20 protein-coding genes are annotated in these 16,009 nt (G+C 58.8%); 9 read left to right on the forward strand and 11 right to left on the reverse strand.

Going from position 1 to position 16,009, the window contains the following annotated elements:
• Position 1: 1 nt before the first annotated feature.
• From ABLV04_RS15635 to ABLV04_RS15650, 4 genes are all read right to left on the reverse strand, one after another.
• On the reverse strand, positions 2-871 hold the full coding sequence (locus tag ABLV04_RS15635; protein WP_180265895.1) for an oxygenase MpaB family protein: 870 nt from the start codon (positions 869-871) through the stop codon (positions 2-4).
• A 113-nt stretch (positions 872-984) separates the two neighbouring features.
• Positions 985-1,416, reverse strand: coding sequence for an OsmC family protein (locus tag ABLV04_RS15640; protein WP_004202630.1), 432 nt, complete (start codon positions 1,414-1,416; stop codon positions 985-987).
• A 113-nt stretch (positions 1,417-1,529) separates the two neighbouring features.
• Complete coding sequence (locus ABLV04_RS15645) at positions 1,530-1,676, reverse strand: hypothetical protein (RefSeq protein WP_065881663.1); 147 nt, start codon at positions 1,674-1,676, stop codon at positions 1,530-1,532.
• Positions 1,677-1,691: 15 nt separating this feature from the next.
• Positions 1,692-2,096 carry a YdeI family stress tolerance OB fold protein gene (locus ABLV04_RS15650; protein ID WP_032452981.1) on the reverse strand — a complete coding sequence of 135 codons (405 nt, stop codon included), beginning with the start codon at positions 2,094-2,096 and terminating at the stop codon, positions 1,692-1,694.
• Positions 2,097-2,241: 145 nt separating this feature from the next.
• Between ABLV04_RS15650 and ABLV04_RS15655 the strand changes: the two genes are divergently transcribed.
• The 3 genes from ABLV04_RS15655 (at position 2,242) to ABLV04_RS15665 (ending at position 4,513) form a co-directional block, all read left to right on the forward strand.
• On the forward strand, positions 2,242-2,745 hold the full coding sequence (locus ABLV04_RS15655; RefSeq protein WP_180265894.1) for a hypothetical protein: 504 nt from the start codon (positions 2,242-2,244) through the stop codon (positions 2,743-2,745).
• Between the two features lie 8 nt (positions 2,746-2,753).
• Positions 2,754-3,200, forward strand: coding sequence for a YetF domain-containing protein (locus ABLV04_RS15660; protein ID WP_023289822.1), 447 nt, complete (start codon positions 2,754-2,756; stop codon positions 3,198-3,200).
• Positions 3,201-3,517: 317 nt separating this feature from the next.
• Positions 3,518-4,513, forward strand: a complete 996-nt coding sequence (locus ABLV04_RS15665; protein ID WP_180265893.1) for an SDR family oxidoreductase — start codon at positions 3,518-3,520, stop codon at positions 4,511-4,513.
• Here the strand turns inward: ABLV04_RS15665 and ABLV04_RS15670 are convergent.
• From ABLV04_RS15670 to ABLV04_RS15690, 5 genes are all read right to left on the reverse strand, one after another.
• The gene (locus ABLV04_RS15670) at positions 4,510-6,135 is read right to left on the reverse strand and encodes an alpha-amylase family protein (RefSeq protein ID WP_180265892.1); all 1,626 of its coding nucleotides are present in this window, start codon (positions 6,133-6,135) and stop codon (positions 4,510-4,512) included. The genes ABLV04_RS15665 and ABLV04_RS15670 overlap by 4 nt on opposite strands.
• A gap of 39 nt (positions 6,136-6,174) precedes the next feature.
• Positions 6,175-6,348 carry a hypothetical protein gene (locus ABLV04_RS15675; protein ID WP_044523443.1) on the reverse strand — a complete coding sequence of 58 codons (174 nt, stop codon included), beginning with the start codon at positions 6,346-6,348 and terminating at the stop codon, positions 6,175-6,177.
• 16 nt (positions 6,349-6,364) lie between these two features.
• Positions 6,365-6,871: a ferritin-like domain-containing protein gene (locus ABLV04_RS15680; RefSeq protein WP_023289827.1), complete on the reverse strand. Its 507-nt coding sequence runs from the start codon at positions 6,869-6,871 to the stop codon at positions 6,365-6,367.
• Between the two features lie 23 nt (positions 6,872-6,894).
• Positions 6,895-7,110 carry a hypothetical protein gene (locus tag ABLV04_RS15685; protein WP_004202641.1) on the reverse strand — a complete coding sequence of 72 codons (216 nt, stop codon included), beginning with the start codon at positions 7,108-7,110 and terminating at the stop codon, positions 6,895-6,897.
• A gap of 345 nt (positions 7,111-7,455) precedes the next feature.
• Complete coding sequence (locus ABLV04_RS15690) at positions 7,456-7,641, reverse strand: general stress protein (protein WP_008804757.1); 186 nt, start codon at positions 7,639-7,641, stop codon at positions 7,456-7,458.
• Positions 7,642-8,295: 654 nt separating this feature from the next.
• Between ABLV04_RS15690 and ABLV04_RS15695 the strand changes: the two genes are divergently transcribed.
• Both ABLV04_RS15695 and ABLV04_RS15700 read left to right on the forward strand, forming a co-directional pair.
• A complete protein-coding gene (locus ABLV04_RS15695) occupies positions 8,296-9,210 on the forward strand; it encodes an SDR family oxidoreductase (protein ID WP_023289828.1) in 915 nt (304 codons plus the stop codon).
• Between the two features lie 189 nt (positions 9,211-9,399).
• Entirely contained in the window at positions 9,400-9,645 is a 246-nt protein-coding gene (locus ABLV04_RS15700; protein ID WP_044523445.1) for a YmjA family protein, read from the forward strand.
• A 67-nt stretch (positions 9,646-9,712) separates the two neighbouring features.
• Here the strand turns inward: ABLV04_RS15700 and ABLV04_RS15705 are convergent, their stop codons facing one another.
• Entirely contained in the window at positions 9,713-10,606 is an 894-nt protein-coding gene (locus ABLV04_RS15705) for a LysR family transcriptional regulator (RefSeq protein ID WP_044523447.1), read from the reverse strand.
• 114 nt (positions 10,607-10,720) lie between these two features.
• Here ABLV04_RS15705 and ABLV04_RS15710 point away from each other — a divergent pair, with 114 nt between their 5' ends.
• Positions 10,721-11,572: a Vmh family MBL fold metallo-hydrolase gene (locus ABLV04_RS15710; RefSeq protein ID WP_180265982.1), complete on the forward strand. Its 852-nt coding sequence runs from the start codon at positions 10,721-10,723 to the stop codon at positions 11,570-11,572.
• 177 nt (positions 11,573-11,749) lie between these two features.
• Complete coding sequence (gene sra, locus ABLV04_RS15715; RefSeq protein ID WP_012541615.1) at positions 11,750-11,890, forward strand: stationary-phase-induced ribosome-associated protein; 141 nt, start codon at positions 11,750-11,752, stop codon at positions 11,888-11,890.
• Here the strand turns inward: sra and ABLV04_RS15720 are convergent.
• Positions 11,887-11,994 (reverse strand): hypothetical protein, encoded by a 108-nt coding sequence (locus tag ABLV04_RS15720; protein ID WP_032425875.1) that lies wholly within the window; start codon positions 11,992-11,994, stop codon positions 11,887-11,889. The genes sra and ABLV04_RS15720 overlap by 4 nt on opposite strands.
• A 78-nt stretch (positions 11,995-12,072) precedes the next feature.
• On the opposite strand from ABLV04_RS15720, the gene ABLV04_RS15725 reads away from it, so the two are divergent.
• Together ABLV04_RS15725 and ABLV04_RS15730 are read left to right on the forward strand one after the other, a co-directional pair.
• On the forward strand, positions 12,073-13,770 hold the full coding sequence (locus ABLV04_RS15725; RefSeq protein ID WP_180265891.1) for an NAD-dependent malic enzyme: 1,698 nt from the start codon (positions 12,073-12,075) through the stop codon (positions 13,768-13,770).
• A gap of 523 nt (positions 13,771-14,293) precedes the next feature.
• Positions 14,294-16,006, forward strand: coding sequence for an ABC-F family ATP-binding cassette domain-containing protein (locus tag ABLV04_RS15730; RefSeq protein WP_180265890.1), 1,713 nt, complete (start codon positions 14,294-14,296; stop codon positions 16,004-16,006).
• Positions 16,007-16,009 lie beyond the last annotated feature (3 nt).

Genomic DNA, 16,009 nt, shown 5'->3' on the forward strand with positions numbered 1-16,009 from the left:
ATCACGTCTCTGCCATCCGGCGCATGGCGCAATGCCAGGCGCCGTTGCGTACCGAGGCGCGCAGCACGCGGGCGATAGCCTGCACCATCAGACGCGTCGTGCGCCGCTGCAGCGGCGTCAGCGACAGTCCCAGCATCTCCTGCGCCCATGGCGGCAGAAGATCGATCCCGGCCCGCATCATCACCTGGCCAACCGGCTGACTCAGGCGACCCGGCAGACGGGTGGTGAGCAGCACCTCGGCCACCTCCCGGGTACGTTCGTCACAGCGCAGCTGCGGGCGCATCGCCTCAAGATAGTCCGCGACCTCATTCGGCGTCCGGGGAATATCCTCGGCCCCCAGCCGGCGAGCGATCTCCGCCGACTCGCGAAAATAGTCCTCCTGGCGCTGGACGCTGACCACCGTGCGCTTATAGCGCAGGTGGGAGGCCATAAAGCGGCTGCACTCGGCGACATGCACCCAGGTCAACAGCGCCGGGTCGCTTGCCTGATACGGCGTGCCGTCCTTATCCACCCCGGCGATCCGCTGATGGATCCCCTGCACTTTGGCGATCAGCCGCTCCGCGTCAGGGGTGGCGGCAAAGGTGGTGGCGGAGATAAACTGACTGGTGCGGCGCAGGCGGCCAAAGATATCCTCGCGAAAACGGGAGTGGTCCCAGACGCCGGCCAGCGCCAGGGGATGCAGCATCTGCAGCAGCAGCGCGCTAATGCCGCCGCACAACATAGAGGTAAAATCGCCATGCACCTGCCAGATGGCTGATTGCGGACCAAACAGCCCCGGCTCCCCTTTGGGCTGTTCAAAATCAATCTCTTTTAGCGCCATGCCGGTCAGGCCGAGCACCTGCGCCTCGATCATCCCGCGAATGCCGATCATGATGGAGTCCTTTACGTTTGCGAAAGGACCAAAGATACCACTATTGCGCAGCGGAGGCAGTGGCGGGGAGAGAGATCGCGGGAACGGTGCCCGCAGAGTGCGGGCACGACAGCTTACGGATTCAGCTGGTAGTCGAGGGTGATATTGGCTTTCAGCACCTGCGATACCGGGCAGCCGGCCTTCGCTTTCTGGATGATCTCATCGAACGCCGCCGGCGCGACGCCCGGCAGGACAATCTGGCTTTGCAGCGCGATGTCGGTTATCGCAAACCCGCCGTCGGTTTTATTGAGGGTGACCACCGCGGTGGTGTCGATGGACGTCGCGGTATAGCCCTCTTCGCTGAGCATCAGCGACAGAGCCATCGAGAAGCAGGCGGCATGCGCGGCGCCGATCAGCTCCTCGGGGTTGGTGCCTTTCACCCCTTCAAAACGGGTGTTAAAGCCGTAGGGCTGCTGGCTCAGCGCCCCGCTCTCCGTCGACACGGTGCCTTTGCCATGCTTGAGATCGCCTTCCCAGTGCGCCAGCCCTTTCTTATGAATCGCCATATGACTCCTCCTGTGATGATGTCGAACAAAAAGTATAGTGCCTGATGGCGAACCTGCGTCTATTCTGCGGCCCGCCACCCCGGCGTTCCCGAAAGTTCCCGTTGCGGGTGACGCTAACGGCCATCGTGAGGATGGTAAGGATCGGTTTTGTCATCCTCGCTATCGTCCCGTTTACGCGGCACTTCGCCCTGTTCGCCCGGCGCCTCGCGCGCAGGGTGCTTCCCGCGCTCCTCGCCATGCGTGTGAGATGTTGTGCTCATACCGGCAAGCTCCCCTTATTTAGGCGACTGTTTGAGCAGGCGATCGATACGCACTACCGGCGGCGTCATTTTGCGATCAAGGCTACCGTTAATACTGACCAGATCGTCAGGCTCTACATGCTGTTCATTAAACGCGGCAACCGGAATAATGGCGGTGATGGTGCCGCTTTTATCGCGAAACTGATAACGGTCATCTCCCTGCCGGGTCAGCAGATTGCCGCGCAGCGAAATCGTGGCGCCGTCGTGCATGGTTTTCGCCTGCTCAACGGTCATGATCCGCCCCTCCTCGACGCCGCGATAGCCGTCATCCAGTTTGTGCGGCGGCGGCGGCGCGGCATCCTGGCTAAAACCGCCCTTATCGTCCGCTTGCGCGACAGCGGCGGCAAACAAACAGGCCATGGCCAAGGCTAATTTTTTCATCATGCCTCCTTGTTTTTGCTGATGAACAGAATAAAGCCTGGCTGAGGCTGGCCATTTTTACAAAGTCAATTGTTCTGATATCGTCTAATATAAGAATGTCCTTATCGTTGCGCTGATGCCGAAACGAAACGCGGGGAAAATAATAATGATTGAGAATCAACAGCCTTGTCCCATCGTCGACGAAAATGAACGAGCCCTCCGCTTTGAATATCGCTTCAGGCGCTATGGGATAATTGCACTCAGCCTCATTATCCTTACCGCGTTAAGCGGCCTGTGGTCCTCTGGTTATTTCAGTGAGGCGCACCGGGAAAGCGCCGGAGGTGAATTAAACGTCGATTACCAGCGTTATGCCAGACTGATGAGTGAAACCGAACTGAATATTCAGATCAAACCCACCCAGGAAAATGACACGACGATCAGCTTCGCCGCCACGTTATTAACTCGCTACCAGCTTGGCGATATCCGCCCGCAGCCGGATAAAATGTACAGTGCCGACGGGAAATTATATCTGGTGTATCAGCGGACGACCAGCCGCTCGCCGCTCTCGGTGTGGTTAGCGATTACCCCCAAAACCATAGGCACGCTCTCCCTGCAGGCGGCCGTCAACGATCGCCCTGCCGTCAGTTGGCAGCAGTTTGTCTATCCGTAGGAGTCGCGATGGAAATGGTCCTTAGAGCCGCAGCAATCTATCTGATATTGCTGATTATTTTCAAGATTGCCGGCAGACGAACCCTGATGCAGTTAACGAATTTTGACCTGATATTGCTGCTGATTATCAGCGAAGCCACCCAGCAGGCGATGCTTAGCACAGACTATTCCGTCACCGGTTCGATGCTGACTATCGTCACCCTGGTGAGTATTGATATTTTATTTGGTTATATTAAGAAAAAATTTGCCCAGGCGGAAAATTTCCTTGATGGCACGCCGGTTATCGTGGTGGAAAATGGTGCTGTCATCGATGAGAAAATCAAGCTCGTCAATATTTCTGTCGATGATATCCTGCTGGCGGCCAGGCAGCACCATGGGATTTATGAACTGAAAGCGATCAAATTCGCTATTCTCGAACGTAACGGCCAGATATCCATTATTCCGCAACAGGAATAACAGCGGAATAGCTATTTATCGCGCTCCGGTTGTTTATCCCCCGATTCCGGGGCGCGGGTGGCGTCATCCTCTTCTTCAACGCTACGCGTGTTTAATGTCAACATTTTTCCTCCTCGCGGGTTGTCAGGGACCTTACAGATTATAGAACCTCAACGCCTGCTTATGCAGAAACAGGCCAGAGTCATCAGGATATGTCGCCTGATTCACACTGCGCTTATTCCAGGATATTTCCCACCTCACCGTTGTTATTTGTGCTTAATAATTATTCGATCCGTGCAGCTTAAATTTACGATAGCGAAAAAATGAATGAGGTCACTATGTCCGTGATGGTTATTACCGGCGGAACCGCCGGGGCAGGAAAAGCCACCGCGCTGCGTTTCGCCCGCGCAGGGTATCACGTGGCGCTGATCGCCCGCGATGAAACGGGTCTGCAGGAGACGCAGCAGGCCTGCGAACGGTTTGGCGTCAAAACGCTGGCGATTAGCGCCGATGTTGCCGATTCCGGGGCTGTGCAGCGCGCCGCCGCCGAGGTGGAAGCCACCCTCGGTGCCATAGACGTCTGGATCAACAACGCCATGACCACCGTGCTGGCGCCCTTTCGTCAGATGAGCGACGACGAATTTCGCCGGGTGACGGAGGTGACCTATCTCGGCTATGTCAACGGCACCCGCGCGGCGCTGGAGGTGATGACGCCCCGGGATCGGGGGGTGATTATTCAGGCTGGATCGGCGCTGGCCTGGCGCTCGATCCCCCTGCAGTCGGCCTATTGCGGAGCCAAAGCGGCCATTCGCGGCTTCACCGATGCCGTGCGCACCGAGCTGATGCATGAGAAAACCCACATCCAGTTGACCATGGTCCAGCTGCCGGGGATGAACACCGCTCAGTTTGGCTGGGCACGCAACAAAATGGATCAGGCCATGCAGCCGGTACCGCCGGTCTATCAGCCGGAGGTCGCCGCCGAGGCTATCTACAGCGTGATCCAGCGGCCGGTGAACGAGCTGTGGGTGGGGAAAAGCACCATCCAGTCGATCCTCGGCCAGGTCTTCTTCCCTCGTCTGCTCGATCGGCTGATGGTGAAGAAAGCGTGGGAGGGACAGTTTACCGGCCAGCCGAAGCCGGCAGAGCACCAGGACGACCTGTTCACGCCGGTGCGCGGCAATCATCCCGGACACGGCCCCTTTAACGATGGCGCACGGCGTAAAGCAGTGACCATCAGCGCCGATCTCCCGGGAAAAGTGGCTGCCGGCGTCGGCGTGGCGGTGGCGACGATGGCCCTGCGCGCGTTGTTCCGTCGACCGGGGAGACGGCGCTAAGGCAGGCTGCGGCTGAACCAGCGGTAGCCATACCCTGAGAGCGCCAGCCGCGCCTCTTTCCCGCCGCGCAGCCCGTCCTGGTAGAACTTATCTTCCAGAATCGGGCTCCAGTAGCCCTCGGCCAGCGGCGGGAGCTGGACCTCTACCGCCTGCTGGCCGCAGTTCGCCAGCATCAGCACCTCCCGCGATTCGCTGCGATAGCACAAGGCCAGCACCGCGGCAGGCTTCACCGCAAGGAGGGTAAAAGGGATGGATCCCGGTTCAGTATATTCCGTGCGCGCCAGCACCATATTGCGCACCCGATGCAGTAGCGAGCGGGGGTGGCGCAGCGCCGCTTCGACATTGATCCGCTGGTAGCGAAAGCGTCCGCTGGCCACCGGTTTTACCGGCAAATCCTCCCGCGCCGCCCGGGAGAAGCCGCCGTTGGGCGCCGCCGACCACTGCATCGGCGTTCGGACCGCGTAGCGCTCCGGTAAGCGCAGATCGTCGCCCATACCAATCTCGTCGCCATAGCGCATCACCGGCACGCCAGGCAGCGCCAGCAGGATAGCATGGGCCAGCGCGATGCGTCGGGTATCGCCACCCAGCATCGGCGCCAGCCGCCGGCGCACGCCGCGCTGGTAAACCGACATCGATTTATCCGGGGCAAAGGTGCGGATAACCTGGCGCTTGTTGCGTTCGCCAATCCCCTCCAGGTCCAGTTCATCATGGTTACGCAGCCAGTTGACGAAGCAGCATCCGTCCGGCGGGGCCACCATCGCCTGCAGCGCCTTCACCACCGGAGCGGCGCGCTGCTGCGCCAGGCTGACATAGAGGTATTTATTAAGCCAGAAATTGAGCACCATCTGCAGCCGATCGCCGCGGCCGAAATAATGGCGATACGCTTCCACCTCCACGTCCACTTCACCCAACAGTATCGCGTCGGGATTGAGGCGCTGCACGACCTGGCGAAGATGCGTCAGCAGCGGGTAGCCCCGCGCCTCTTCGCCCTTCCCGGCCTGCTTCACCAGATGTGACGCCGCATCGAGACGAAATCCTGACACCCCGGCCTGCAGCCAGAAGGTGATGATGTTTTCTATTTCGGCGATCACCGGCGGATGAGCGAGATTCAGGTCGGGCTCATGCCGATAAAACATGTGACGATAGTATTGTCCGGCCTGGTCGTCCCAGCTCCAGACGCTCTCCTCGACGCCGGGAAACATGGGCGGATCGTCGTTCTCCGGCGGCCGATCGGCCCAAAGATAGTATGGCCGCCACGGCGAGCGGGGATCGCGTCGCGCCGCCTGAAACCACGGGTGCCGGGCGGAGGTGTGCTGGATAACCAGCTCAACGATCACCCGCAGTCCCAGCTCCCGGGCGCGGGCAATCAGCTCAATCACGTCGGCGATGGTCCCGAAGCGGGGATCGGGCTGCAGATGGTCGCTGATATCATAGCCATCATCCTGCAGTGGGGTGAGATAGAAAGGGGTCAGCCAGAGCACCGTCGCCCCCAGACTACGAATGTAGTGCAGCTTTTGGCGGATACCGGCAAGATCGCCAAACCCATCGCCGTTGGCATCGTAAAACAGAGAACTGTCCACCTGATAGATGACCGCTCTGTGAAACCACTCTTCCTGTTGCATCACTATCACCTTGCGTTCTGCCCGCCACTGTCAGCTTCCTCAGCGCGCCCTCCTGTTCCTGACGTCTGCTTTGCCGACAGGCGGTACGGGATCGGGCTCTGCAGGAGGTGCCCTGTTCGCCACCGCGTCCACCAGCGCCTGCTGCCTGGCGGTTAATTTCAGCGGAACCGCTTTCTCAGTGGCGAGCAGCGCGATGGTGTGGCGCTTAACCATAATTGACTCCGGCGGCTTATTGTCCGGCCTCAACGCCGGGCAGATTGTTATGCATCAGATATTGCCCGGTCAGCGCCGGCAGATGATGCAGCAGCCAGTCAGCCATCCCTCTCTCTTCGGCAAGGATCCCTTCCAGAGTAGGCATCGCGCTATGGTCCCCCACTCGCTTCGCCGCCGTTAATAAAGCGGTATAGCAGGCGACCTCAAAATGGGCAAAAACGTAGGCGGTGATAATCAGTTTAATGAGCTCATCGCCGGGCAGCATGATGCCAATAGTCTGGCCCAGGGCTGCGACCCGGCTCATCGCATCCTTCAACGCCGAGCGGGAAATGTGGTTGCGGGCGATAAGGTCCTGCAGGGCCGACAGTTGCCGACGGGTTTCATAGAGATGTTGTTCAAGGCGGGTCCGTAATTGCGGTTCATTATCGAGGCGTCTGATGGTGGCCATAAGCAGTGACTCGGCCTGTTTTTCCATGGCATGGGCATCGCGAAGCCAGTTATGGTAATTTTCACTATCCGTCATATACACCTCTGATCATTAATTTTTTATTTTGACGGGGAATCTTCATTCTCTTCCGCCGCCTGGTCAGCTCGCGCTGCGCTATATCCGGATAAATGCCCAACAATATTAGCGTAAATACTGATGAGAATGACCCACAAGACGCTGTCTTTCCACCAGATTAACGAGGGTATCGCCAGACCCACCCACATAACGGCGGCCACAAGATGACAACGCTTAATAAATACCGGCGTCAGTTTCATTTTATTACCTTAGATCTGAACAATATTTAGCAAGCGGATGTGTTGCTGCCCACCCTGGCATCCGGCGGTTAATACCCGACTGACAATATCTTCCCTTTCCACAGCCATAAAAACAGTGCCGTCATTTACTCGCCCTTACCGCTTCGCCGGCACATTGCCGTTGCGGTAAACAGCGCTTAATAATTAAGGTTGCTATAATTTAATTATCCTGCTCCTTTTCTTCCGTCGCGGACAATAGACGATGGGTGAAGGAAAGCGTTCGCAAATAAACAGAAACCTGCGGACCGCCAGGCCCACAGGTTTCTGTCCCGACGCCGTCGAAACGGCGTCACGGGTCATCAGTCGCTAGCTGTCGCCGGCTTTACGGCCGCCGCCATGACTGTTCTTACCACCCTTTTTACCGGCTTCGGATGCACGCTCAGGATCATTTTTAAAGTTCCCGCCGCTGTGCTGTCCACCTTTACGCCCGGCTTCGGATGCTTTTTCACGATCTTCTGCAAAATTACCTGAACCGCCTCTATGCTCTGCCATAATGTTCACCTTTGGTTTGATCAATATCGGTTGGTAAATGGAAAATGACCCTGTTACAAATCATCGCCCTCGATATCTAACACTAGAGGAATACCCGCAGGAGTCAAATTAATTCCGGCCATTAATCAGCGTTAGCAATAAATAAATTAACCACAGCGAAGCGGCACTAAAAATTAATCTTTTCGCAACCCCTTCTTCGATTTGGATTATATGCCCATTATGGTCTGTTCTGCAGACAGCGATCCTCGTTTGTAAACAAATGAAAATAAAGTGATGAATAAATATTTCTTCCACTCCCGGACAGCCACCCTTACAAAAAATACCACCTAAGAGGCATGGCGTTATTAGCCATGCGTAGCGGGTTAACTTAATATTCCCTTTTTCACGACGCGTCTTCCTCTCCGTCTTTAAAAAAATTCCCCGGGGAGAAAAATAGCCCAGCCACGTTAAATATTGATGGAATAATCCTAATTTCACCCCAGCGATATTAACGCAGCGCTATTCACTTAAATACGCCGGGGATCAGTCGGTTAAGGAATAACAGTGCCTCTTTTCCCGGGCATTCACTGGCCCTGGGCGAATCACCCGGGGTCTGGCGATGGGGGAACCTGACCTATCCTTACAGCTGGCCCGTTCTGTCTGAAGGAGATGACTATGCAAGATGAAAAACCGCCAATGAAGAAATTACCCACCTCCATGTTGCCAGAAGAGACGGCTCCACGTCCGGAGTTCCCGGAGCAAGAACAAAACCCGCCGGGTCTGGATGCTGAAATGGAGCCGTCACCGGACCATGGGGAAACCAGCTACACCGGCACCGGGCGGCTGGCCGGTAAGAAAGCGCTCATTACCGGCGGTGACTCCGGCATTGGCCGCGCGGTGGCGATCGCCTTTGCCCGCGAAGGGGCCGATGTCGCCATAAGCTATCTGCCGGAAGAGCAAGAGGATGCCGATGAAGTCATCGCCCTGATTAAAGCCGAAGGCCGCACCGCGGTGGCCCTGCCGGGGGATATTCGCTCCGAGTCCTTCTGTCAGTCGCTGGTGGCCGATGCGGTGGAACAGCTGGGTGGCCTGAGCATCCTGGTCAATAACGCCGGGCGTCAGCAATATTGTGAGACTCTCGAGGAGCTCACCACCGAAGACTTTGACGCCACCTTTAAAACCAATGTCTACGCGCCGTTCTGGATCACCCGCGCCGCGCTGCCCCATCTCCAGGCCGGGAGCGCGATCATCAACACCACCTCGGTGCAGGCCTATAAACCCAGTCCGATCCTGCTCGATTACGCCCAGACCAAAGCCTGCCTGGCGATTTTCACTAAATCGCTGGCCAAACAGGTGGCAAAACGCGGCATTCGCGTTAACGCCGTGGCGCCAGGCCCTTACTGGACGGTACTGCAGTCCAGCGGCGGTCAGCCGGACGAGAAAGTGAAACAGTTCGGGAAGGACACGCCGATGGGGCGTCCGGGACAGCCGGTCGAGATCGCCCCGCTGTACGTCACCCTGGCATCCGATGCCTGCTCTTATACCTCCGGCCAGGTTTGGTGCTCTGACGGTGGGGACGGGGTAGTCTAAGCCTCCCGGCAGACCGGCGTGCGACATCGCGCGCCGGTTTTACCCTCCGCCCCCGGGGATTGGTATCTGCCCTCTCGCCTCGCCGGCGCGGCGATTTTTCCTCTCCTGCAGCCTACCGGCCGCATGCTATGATACTCGCCCGCCGCTGTGCGCTAACCCCGGCCCTGACGCCAATCCTGAGGACGACAGATGAGTAATGACATCCCCCTGAAATTTTATGACATCGTGGACGAATACGAGACCGAAGCGGCTGCCCCGGTTAAGGATGAGGAACGCGATGCGCTGGCGCGCTATTTTCAGCTGCTGATTGCGCGGTTAACCAATAACGAAGAGATAGACGAAGAAGCGCAGCAGGAGATGGCCCGCGAGGCGGCCGTTGACGAGCGCCGTATTGACGATATCGCTAACTTCCTCAATCAGTGGGGCAACGAGTAAGTCTTATCGTCAGCTCACCGGCAGGGCCGCCGCCCGCCGGTGTTGCCGCTGAAGGCGACGCCGCTGCTCAGGCATCGGCGAGCGTCTCCCCCAGACGTCGCTGCAGCGCATCCAGAAACAGCGGCAGTCCATCGGGCTGATAGTCGCGGGAAAGATAGATGCCGTAAACGCTCAGCGCCTTCGGCGTCCAGTCAGGCAGCACCACCTCCAGCGCGCCGCTGGCAATCGCGCCCCGCGCCTCCAGTTCGGGGAGCATCGCGATACCGCACCCGGCGACCGCCGCCTCCAGCAGCAAGGAAGAGATCCCCGCGCTCAGATTACCGTTCACCGACACCGACGCCTCCTGCCCCTGCGCATCGCTGAACTGCCAGCGCTGGCCGGCAAAATGGCTGTATAACAGGCAGTTATGCTGTTGCAGATCGTCAAGCGTCGTCAGCGGACCATGCTGGCGGAGCCAGCGCGGCGCAGCGCAGAGTAGCGACCGGCACACGCCGAGACGGCGAGCGATAGCCCCGGCCTCCGGATTATCGGTAATGCGAATGGCCACGTCGATGCGCTCGCCGATCAGGCTGACCGGATGGTTATTGATATCCAGCTCCAGGCGCAACAGCGGATAGCGAGCGAGAAAGTCCGGCAGCAGCGGGGAGATCAGCTGCATCGCGGTAAAATGCGCGCACGCCACCCGCAGCGTGCCGCTGGGGTCGGCCCGCTGGCGCTCGCCGGCGATTTCATCGGCGATCCGCGTCAACCCGCGGGTCTTGAGCAACACCTTCTCCCCCGCCGGGGTCAGCGTCAGCCGCCGGGTTGAGCGATGGATCAGCCGGGCGCCGGCCCAGCTCTCCATCTGTTCCAGATAGCGGCTGACCATCGGGCGCGACATCCCCAGCGCGCGCGCCGCGGCGCTGAGGCTTCCCAGTTCGCAAATCCGCAGATATACCTGCGCCGCAATCACCCTGTCCATCACGCCCCCTTCATCTGCACGATTTATGAAACTCAGCATCTCTTATTTCAGGAATTCTATCAAATAGCGAAATCCGTACAATGCTACGCATTCCCCTGTGACTGAGAATAAATGATGAAATTATCTGCCCTTGCTATTGCCTCCGCCCTGTTCAGCGGCGCGGTCTTCGCGGCGCCGCTGACGCTGCAGACTTACAACCCTCAGGAGAAAGGTATTTTTGCCGTCAACTCCACCCTCGTTTCCGGCCCGCATGAAGCGGTGCTGTTTGACGCCCAGTTCAGCGTCAAAGACGGCGAAAAGCTGGTGGACATGATCAGGAAAAACGGCAAACCGCTGTCGCGGATTGTGATCACCTCCGGCGATCCTGACTTCTACTTTGGCCTTGAGCCGCTGGTGAAAGCCTTCCCGCAGGCGGAAGTGGTCGCCACGCCGGAAGTGGTTAAACATATTGAAGCCACCAAAGCGGCAAAGCTGGCGTACTGGGGCCCGCAGATGAAAGACGGCGCGCCGACGCAGGTATACGTCCCGCAGACGCTGAAAGCCAACAGCTTTACCATCGATGGCGAAACAGTGACGATTATGCAGCCGCATGACTACGCGGCGTTCGTTTGGATCCGGGCGAACAAAACGATCCTCGGCGGCACCGGCGTGGCGTGGGGCATGCATCTCTGGACCGCCGACACCCAGACGCCGGCCAGTCGCCAGCAGTGGCGCACTACGCTGGACCAGATGATTGCCCTGCACCCGCAGCAGGTGATCCCGGGGCATTACCTCGGCACGCCGCCGGAGGGTGACCGCGCGGTGCGCTTTACAAAAACCTACCTCCAGCAGTTTGAGCAGGCGCTGAAGACACATAAGGATTCCGCCGGGGTGATCAAGGCCATGGAGACGCAGTGGCCGGGGCTGGCGGAAACCAGCTCGCTGGAGCTTAGCGCCAAAGTTAACACCGGCGAGATGAAGTGGTAATGCCGGCGCTGCGCGAGGGAGACTGTTCTTAATCTGGCGCGCTAAGGTTGCTATTGCCCTGAAAATGGACCACCCTACCTGAGGCCGCATAAAAAACATGCGGCCAACTTTGGGTTACATTTCATCCGGTCATCACCGGGTTTGCCCTTGAAACCAGAACAGGATAAAGGAGTCAGAATGAAATCGAACCATCAGGCACGTCATCTTCTCGGTCTGAACTATAAGCTTTCCCAGCAGAAAAAAGTGGTGCTGGAAGGCGATGAAGAAACCACCCTCAACCATATCCATGCTACCGGCCGCAAACGCCGCGGTGGTTAATTTTCAGCCTGAGTGATGATAAACAACACCGTCCTGTTGCCAGGATGGTGTTTTTTTATGGCAATTGACGGCTTGTTTACCCGCTTGAAGACCTTCTGCTCTATACTCTGCCCGCTGCTTTTCCACCCGCCCTTCGCTTATCGCCGCGCCGGGACTGTGGACACGATCAAGGAGTTAGTGCGATGCAATTTACCCATAAGAAAAACCGTTCCCTGTACATCCCCTACGCGGGCCCCGTTCTGCTTGAATTCCCTCTGCTCAACAAGGGCAGCGCCTTCAGTATGGAAGAGCGCAGCAGTTTCAACCTGCTTGGCCTGCTGCCGGAAGTGGTTGAAACCATCGAAGAGCAAGCGGAACGCGCCTGGATCCAGTATCAGGGATTCAAAACAGAAATCGACAAACACATTTACCTGCGTAATATCCAGGACACCAACGAGACCCTTTTCTATCGCCTGATTGGCAACCATCTCGAAGAGATGATGCCGGTTATCTATACCCCGACGGTGGGCGCCGCCTGCGAACGTTTCTCCGAGATTTACCGTCGCGCCCGCGGCGTCTTTATCTCCTACCAGAATCGCCATAACCTTGACGACATTCTGCAAAACGTCCCGAACCATAATGTCAAAGTGATTGTGGTGACCGATGGCGAGCGTATCCTCGGCCTCGGCGACCAGGGGATCGGCGGGATGGGGATCCCGATCGGTAAACTGTCGCTGTACACCACCTGCGGCGGCATCAGCCCGGCTTACACCCTGCCCATCGTGCTGGACGTCGGGACAAACAACCAGCAGCTGCTGGACGATCCGCTGTATATGGGCTGGCGTCATCCGCGTATTACCGATGACGAGTACTATCAGTTTGTTGACGACGTGATCCAGGCGATTAAAGCTCGCTGGCCGGACGTGCTGCTGCAGTTTGAAGACTTTGCGCAGAAGAACGCCATGCCGCTGCTCAACCGCTACCGCAATGAGATCTGCTCCTTTAACGACGATATTCAGGGCACCGCGGCGGTAACCGTCGGGACGCTGATCGCCGCCAGCCGCGGCGCCGGCAGCCAGCTGAGCGAACAGAAAATCGTCTTCCTCGGGGCGGGCTCCGCCGGCTGCGGCATCGCCGAGCAAATTATCGCCCAGATCGTCCGCGAAGGACTCAGTGAAGAAGAGGCCCGTCAGCGCGTATTTATGGTTGACCGCTTCGGCTTGTTAACCGACGGCATGCCTAATCTGCTGCCGTTCCAGAACAAGCTGGTGCAGAAGCGTGAACATCTGCAGGACTGGGATACCACTAACGATGTCCTGTCCCTGCTGGACGTGGTGCGCAACGTGAAACCGAACATCCTGATCGGCGTTTCGGGTCAGCCGGGGCTGTTCACGGAAGAGATTATCCGCGAGATGCACAAGCATTGCCCGCGGCCGATCGTGATGCCGCTCTCCAACCCAACGTCACGGGTGGAAGCCACGCCGCAGAATATCCTGAGCTGGACCGACGGCGAGGCGCTGGTCGCCACCGGCAGTCCGTTTGCCCCGGTCACCGTGAAAGGCAAACAGTATCCCATCGCCCAGTGCAACAACTCCTATATCTTCCCGGGCATTGGTCTGGGGGTGATCGCCTCCGGCGCGTCGCGGGTCACCGACGAGATGCTGATGGCCGCCAGCGAAACCCTGGCGAAACACTCGCCGCTGGTGAACAACGGCGAAGGCCCGGTTCTGCCGGAGTTGAAGGATATCCAGACCGTCTCGCGGGCGATCGCCTTCGCGGTCGGTAAGGTGGCTCAGGAGCAGGGCGTGGCGGTGAAAACGTCCGCGGAAGCGCTGCTGCAGTCCATCAGCGATAATTTCTGGCTGCCGGAATATCGTAATTACCGCCGCACCTCAATTTAATCGCGCTCACCGGGCCGCACGATCGGCCCGGTTATTAATAGCGTCCGGATAATATTTCCCGCCACTGAAACGCCTTTTTCGCCCATATTCATTTATCGTAAAAATAGAAACCAGATAGCATTTGCCCCGCGCCCTGTGCCAGGCAAAATCAAGGCCTCTTCCCCCCTCGCAGACAATCCGCAGGCAGAAACTGCAGCCGCGCGTGGCGGGACAATCGATATCCGACGCTTCTCCACACCCTGCCAGTTTTGTCACTGGCGCGCTTTCCCTTTCCCCACTACACTGCCATCACCCATTCACTTACTGAATATAAAAGGAGGCCCCCCATGCTGTATTGTGAAATGTTTATTGTTTCACATGCCTTAGGCAATGGCGCCAGCTCAAGCGTTATCGGTATCGTGCTGCGATAACTTTGGCTTGAGCGAAGACCCTTCACAGAATCCCTTCTCTCCGGCTTACCGGGTTATCGTCAGCGAGTTTTGACGAGGCATTCGCATGCCTGTAACTCTTGAGTAAGTTGACTATGAGTACATTACTAACTGCCCATGCGCTCCACGTGGAGACTGCCTTCGGGCCGCTGTTTAAAACCCTCTCCTTCACCCTGAAGAAAGGCGACCGTATCGGTCTCATCGGCCATAACGGTTGCGGCAAAAGCACCCTGCTGCAGGTGCTGGACGGCACCCTCGCGCCCACCTCGGGCAGCGTCTCACTCGCCGGTCAGTGTCTGATGGCCCGCGTTGAACAGCATCTGCCGGAGGCGCTGCGTTCGCAGTCGCTGCTGCAGGCGGTGCTGGACCTGTTACCCGCCGACGCGCGGGAAGCACAGCGCTGGCTGGCCGAACGCCTGCTGGCGCAGATGGGCTTCACGCCGGCGGTGATGGAGCAGCAAACCAGCACCCTGAGCGGCGGACAGCATACGCGCCTGCTGCTGGCCCGGGCGCTGATCCGCCAGCCTGACCTGCTGCTGCTGGATGAGCCCGGCAACCATCTCGATCTGCCCACCCTGCTGTGGCTGGAAAGCTTCTTGCAAACCTGGCAGGGGAGCTTCGTGCTGGTGTCACACGACAACGCTTTACTGGATGCTGTAACTAATGCCAGTTGGATCCTCCGCGACCAGACGCTGCACAGCTTCGCCTTGCCCTGCAGCGCTGCCCGTCAGGCACTGCAGGAGCAGGATGAAAGCGCCGCGTTACGTCATAAGGCGGAGCAAAAAGAGATCGACCGGGTCAGCGCCAGCGCCCGGCGGCTGGCCACCTGGGGGCGGGTGTATGACAACGAAGATCTCGCACGCAAAGCCAAACAGATGGAGAAGCAGGTCGCCCGCCTGAAAGACGAGCAGACCGAGCTCAGCATCGGCCCGCCGTGGCGCCTGGTGTTGCAGGGGGACGCCCTGCCGGCGGACCGCCTGCTGGAGATGGACAGGCTGCCGGTGGCTCCCGCGCCGGGACTGCCGGCCCTGTTCACCACCGGCGTGGCGCGACTGCGCAGCGGCGATCGCGTGGCCATCATGGGGCGCAACGGCGGCGGTAAATCGTCCTTGCTGCGCCTGCTGTGGCAGCAGATGAACGACGCATCGCCGCTTCCGGGGCTGCGTCTGCACCCCCGGCTTCACCCCGGGTACTACGACCAGACCCTGGCGCAGTTGCCGGACGAGGCCAGCCTGCTCGACGCCCTGATGCCGTTCGCCCCGTCGGCGGACACCCGTAAACGGGCGCTGATCGCCGCCGGGTTTGGCTGGGCGAGGCATGGACAGAAGGTCTGCGCCCTCAGCGGCGGCGAGCGGTCGCGGCTGCTGTTCGTCGGTCTGTCGCTGGCGCGCTACAGCCTGCTGCTGCTGGATGAACCCACTAACCATCTGGATATGGAGGGCAAAGCGGCGCTGGCGCAGACGCTCCGCGACTATCCCGGCGGCGTGCTGCTGGTCAGTCATGACCGCCAGCTTATTAGCGAAAGCTGTAACCGCTTCTGGCTGATCGACAGCGCCGGGTTAACGGAGTGGCACAGTCTGGAGGAGGTCTATGCCCGTCTGCAGGCGCAGACCCCCACCCTGACGGCGGCCTCCTCATCCCAGGAGCCGTCACTCGCGGCTGATGATGAAGAGGCGCTGCTGACACGCCTGATAGCCCTGGAGCAATGGCTGGCGGACGATATGGCCCGTAAGCCGAAACATCAAAAGCCCTCGCTGCAGACCCAGTGGCGAGAGGAGATCGCCCGGCTGCTTAACCAGCTGGCGTAATCT

Origin of the sequence: Klebsiella sp. JN_Kp127 (genome assembly GCF_040062505.1) — a bacterium.
Classification (GTDB): Bacteria; Pseudomonadota; Gammaproteobacteria; order Enterobacterales; family Enterobacteriaceae; genus Klebsiella; species Klebsiella quasipneumoniae.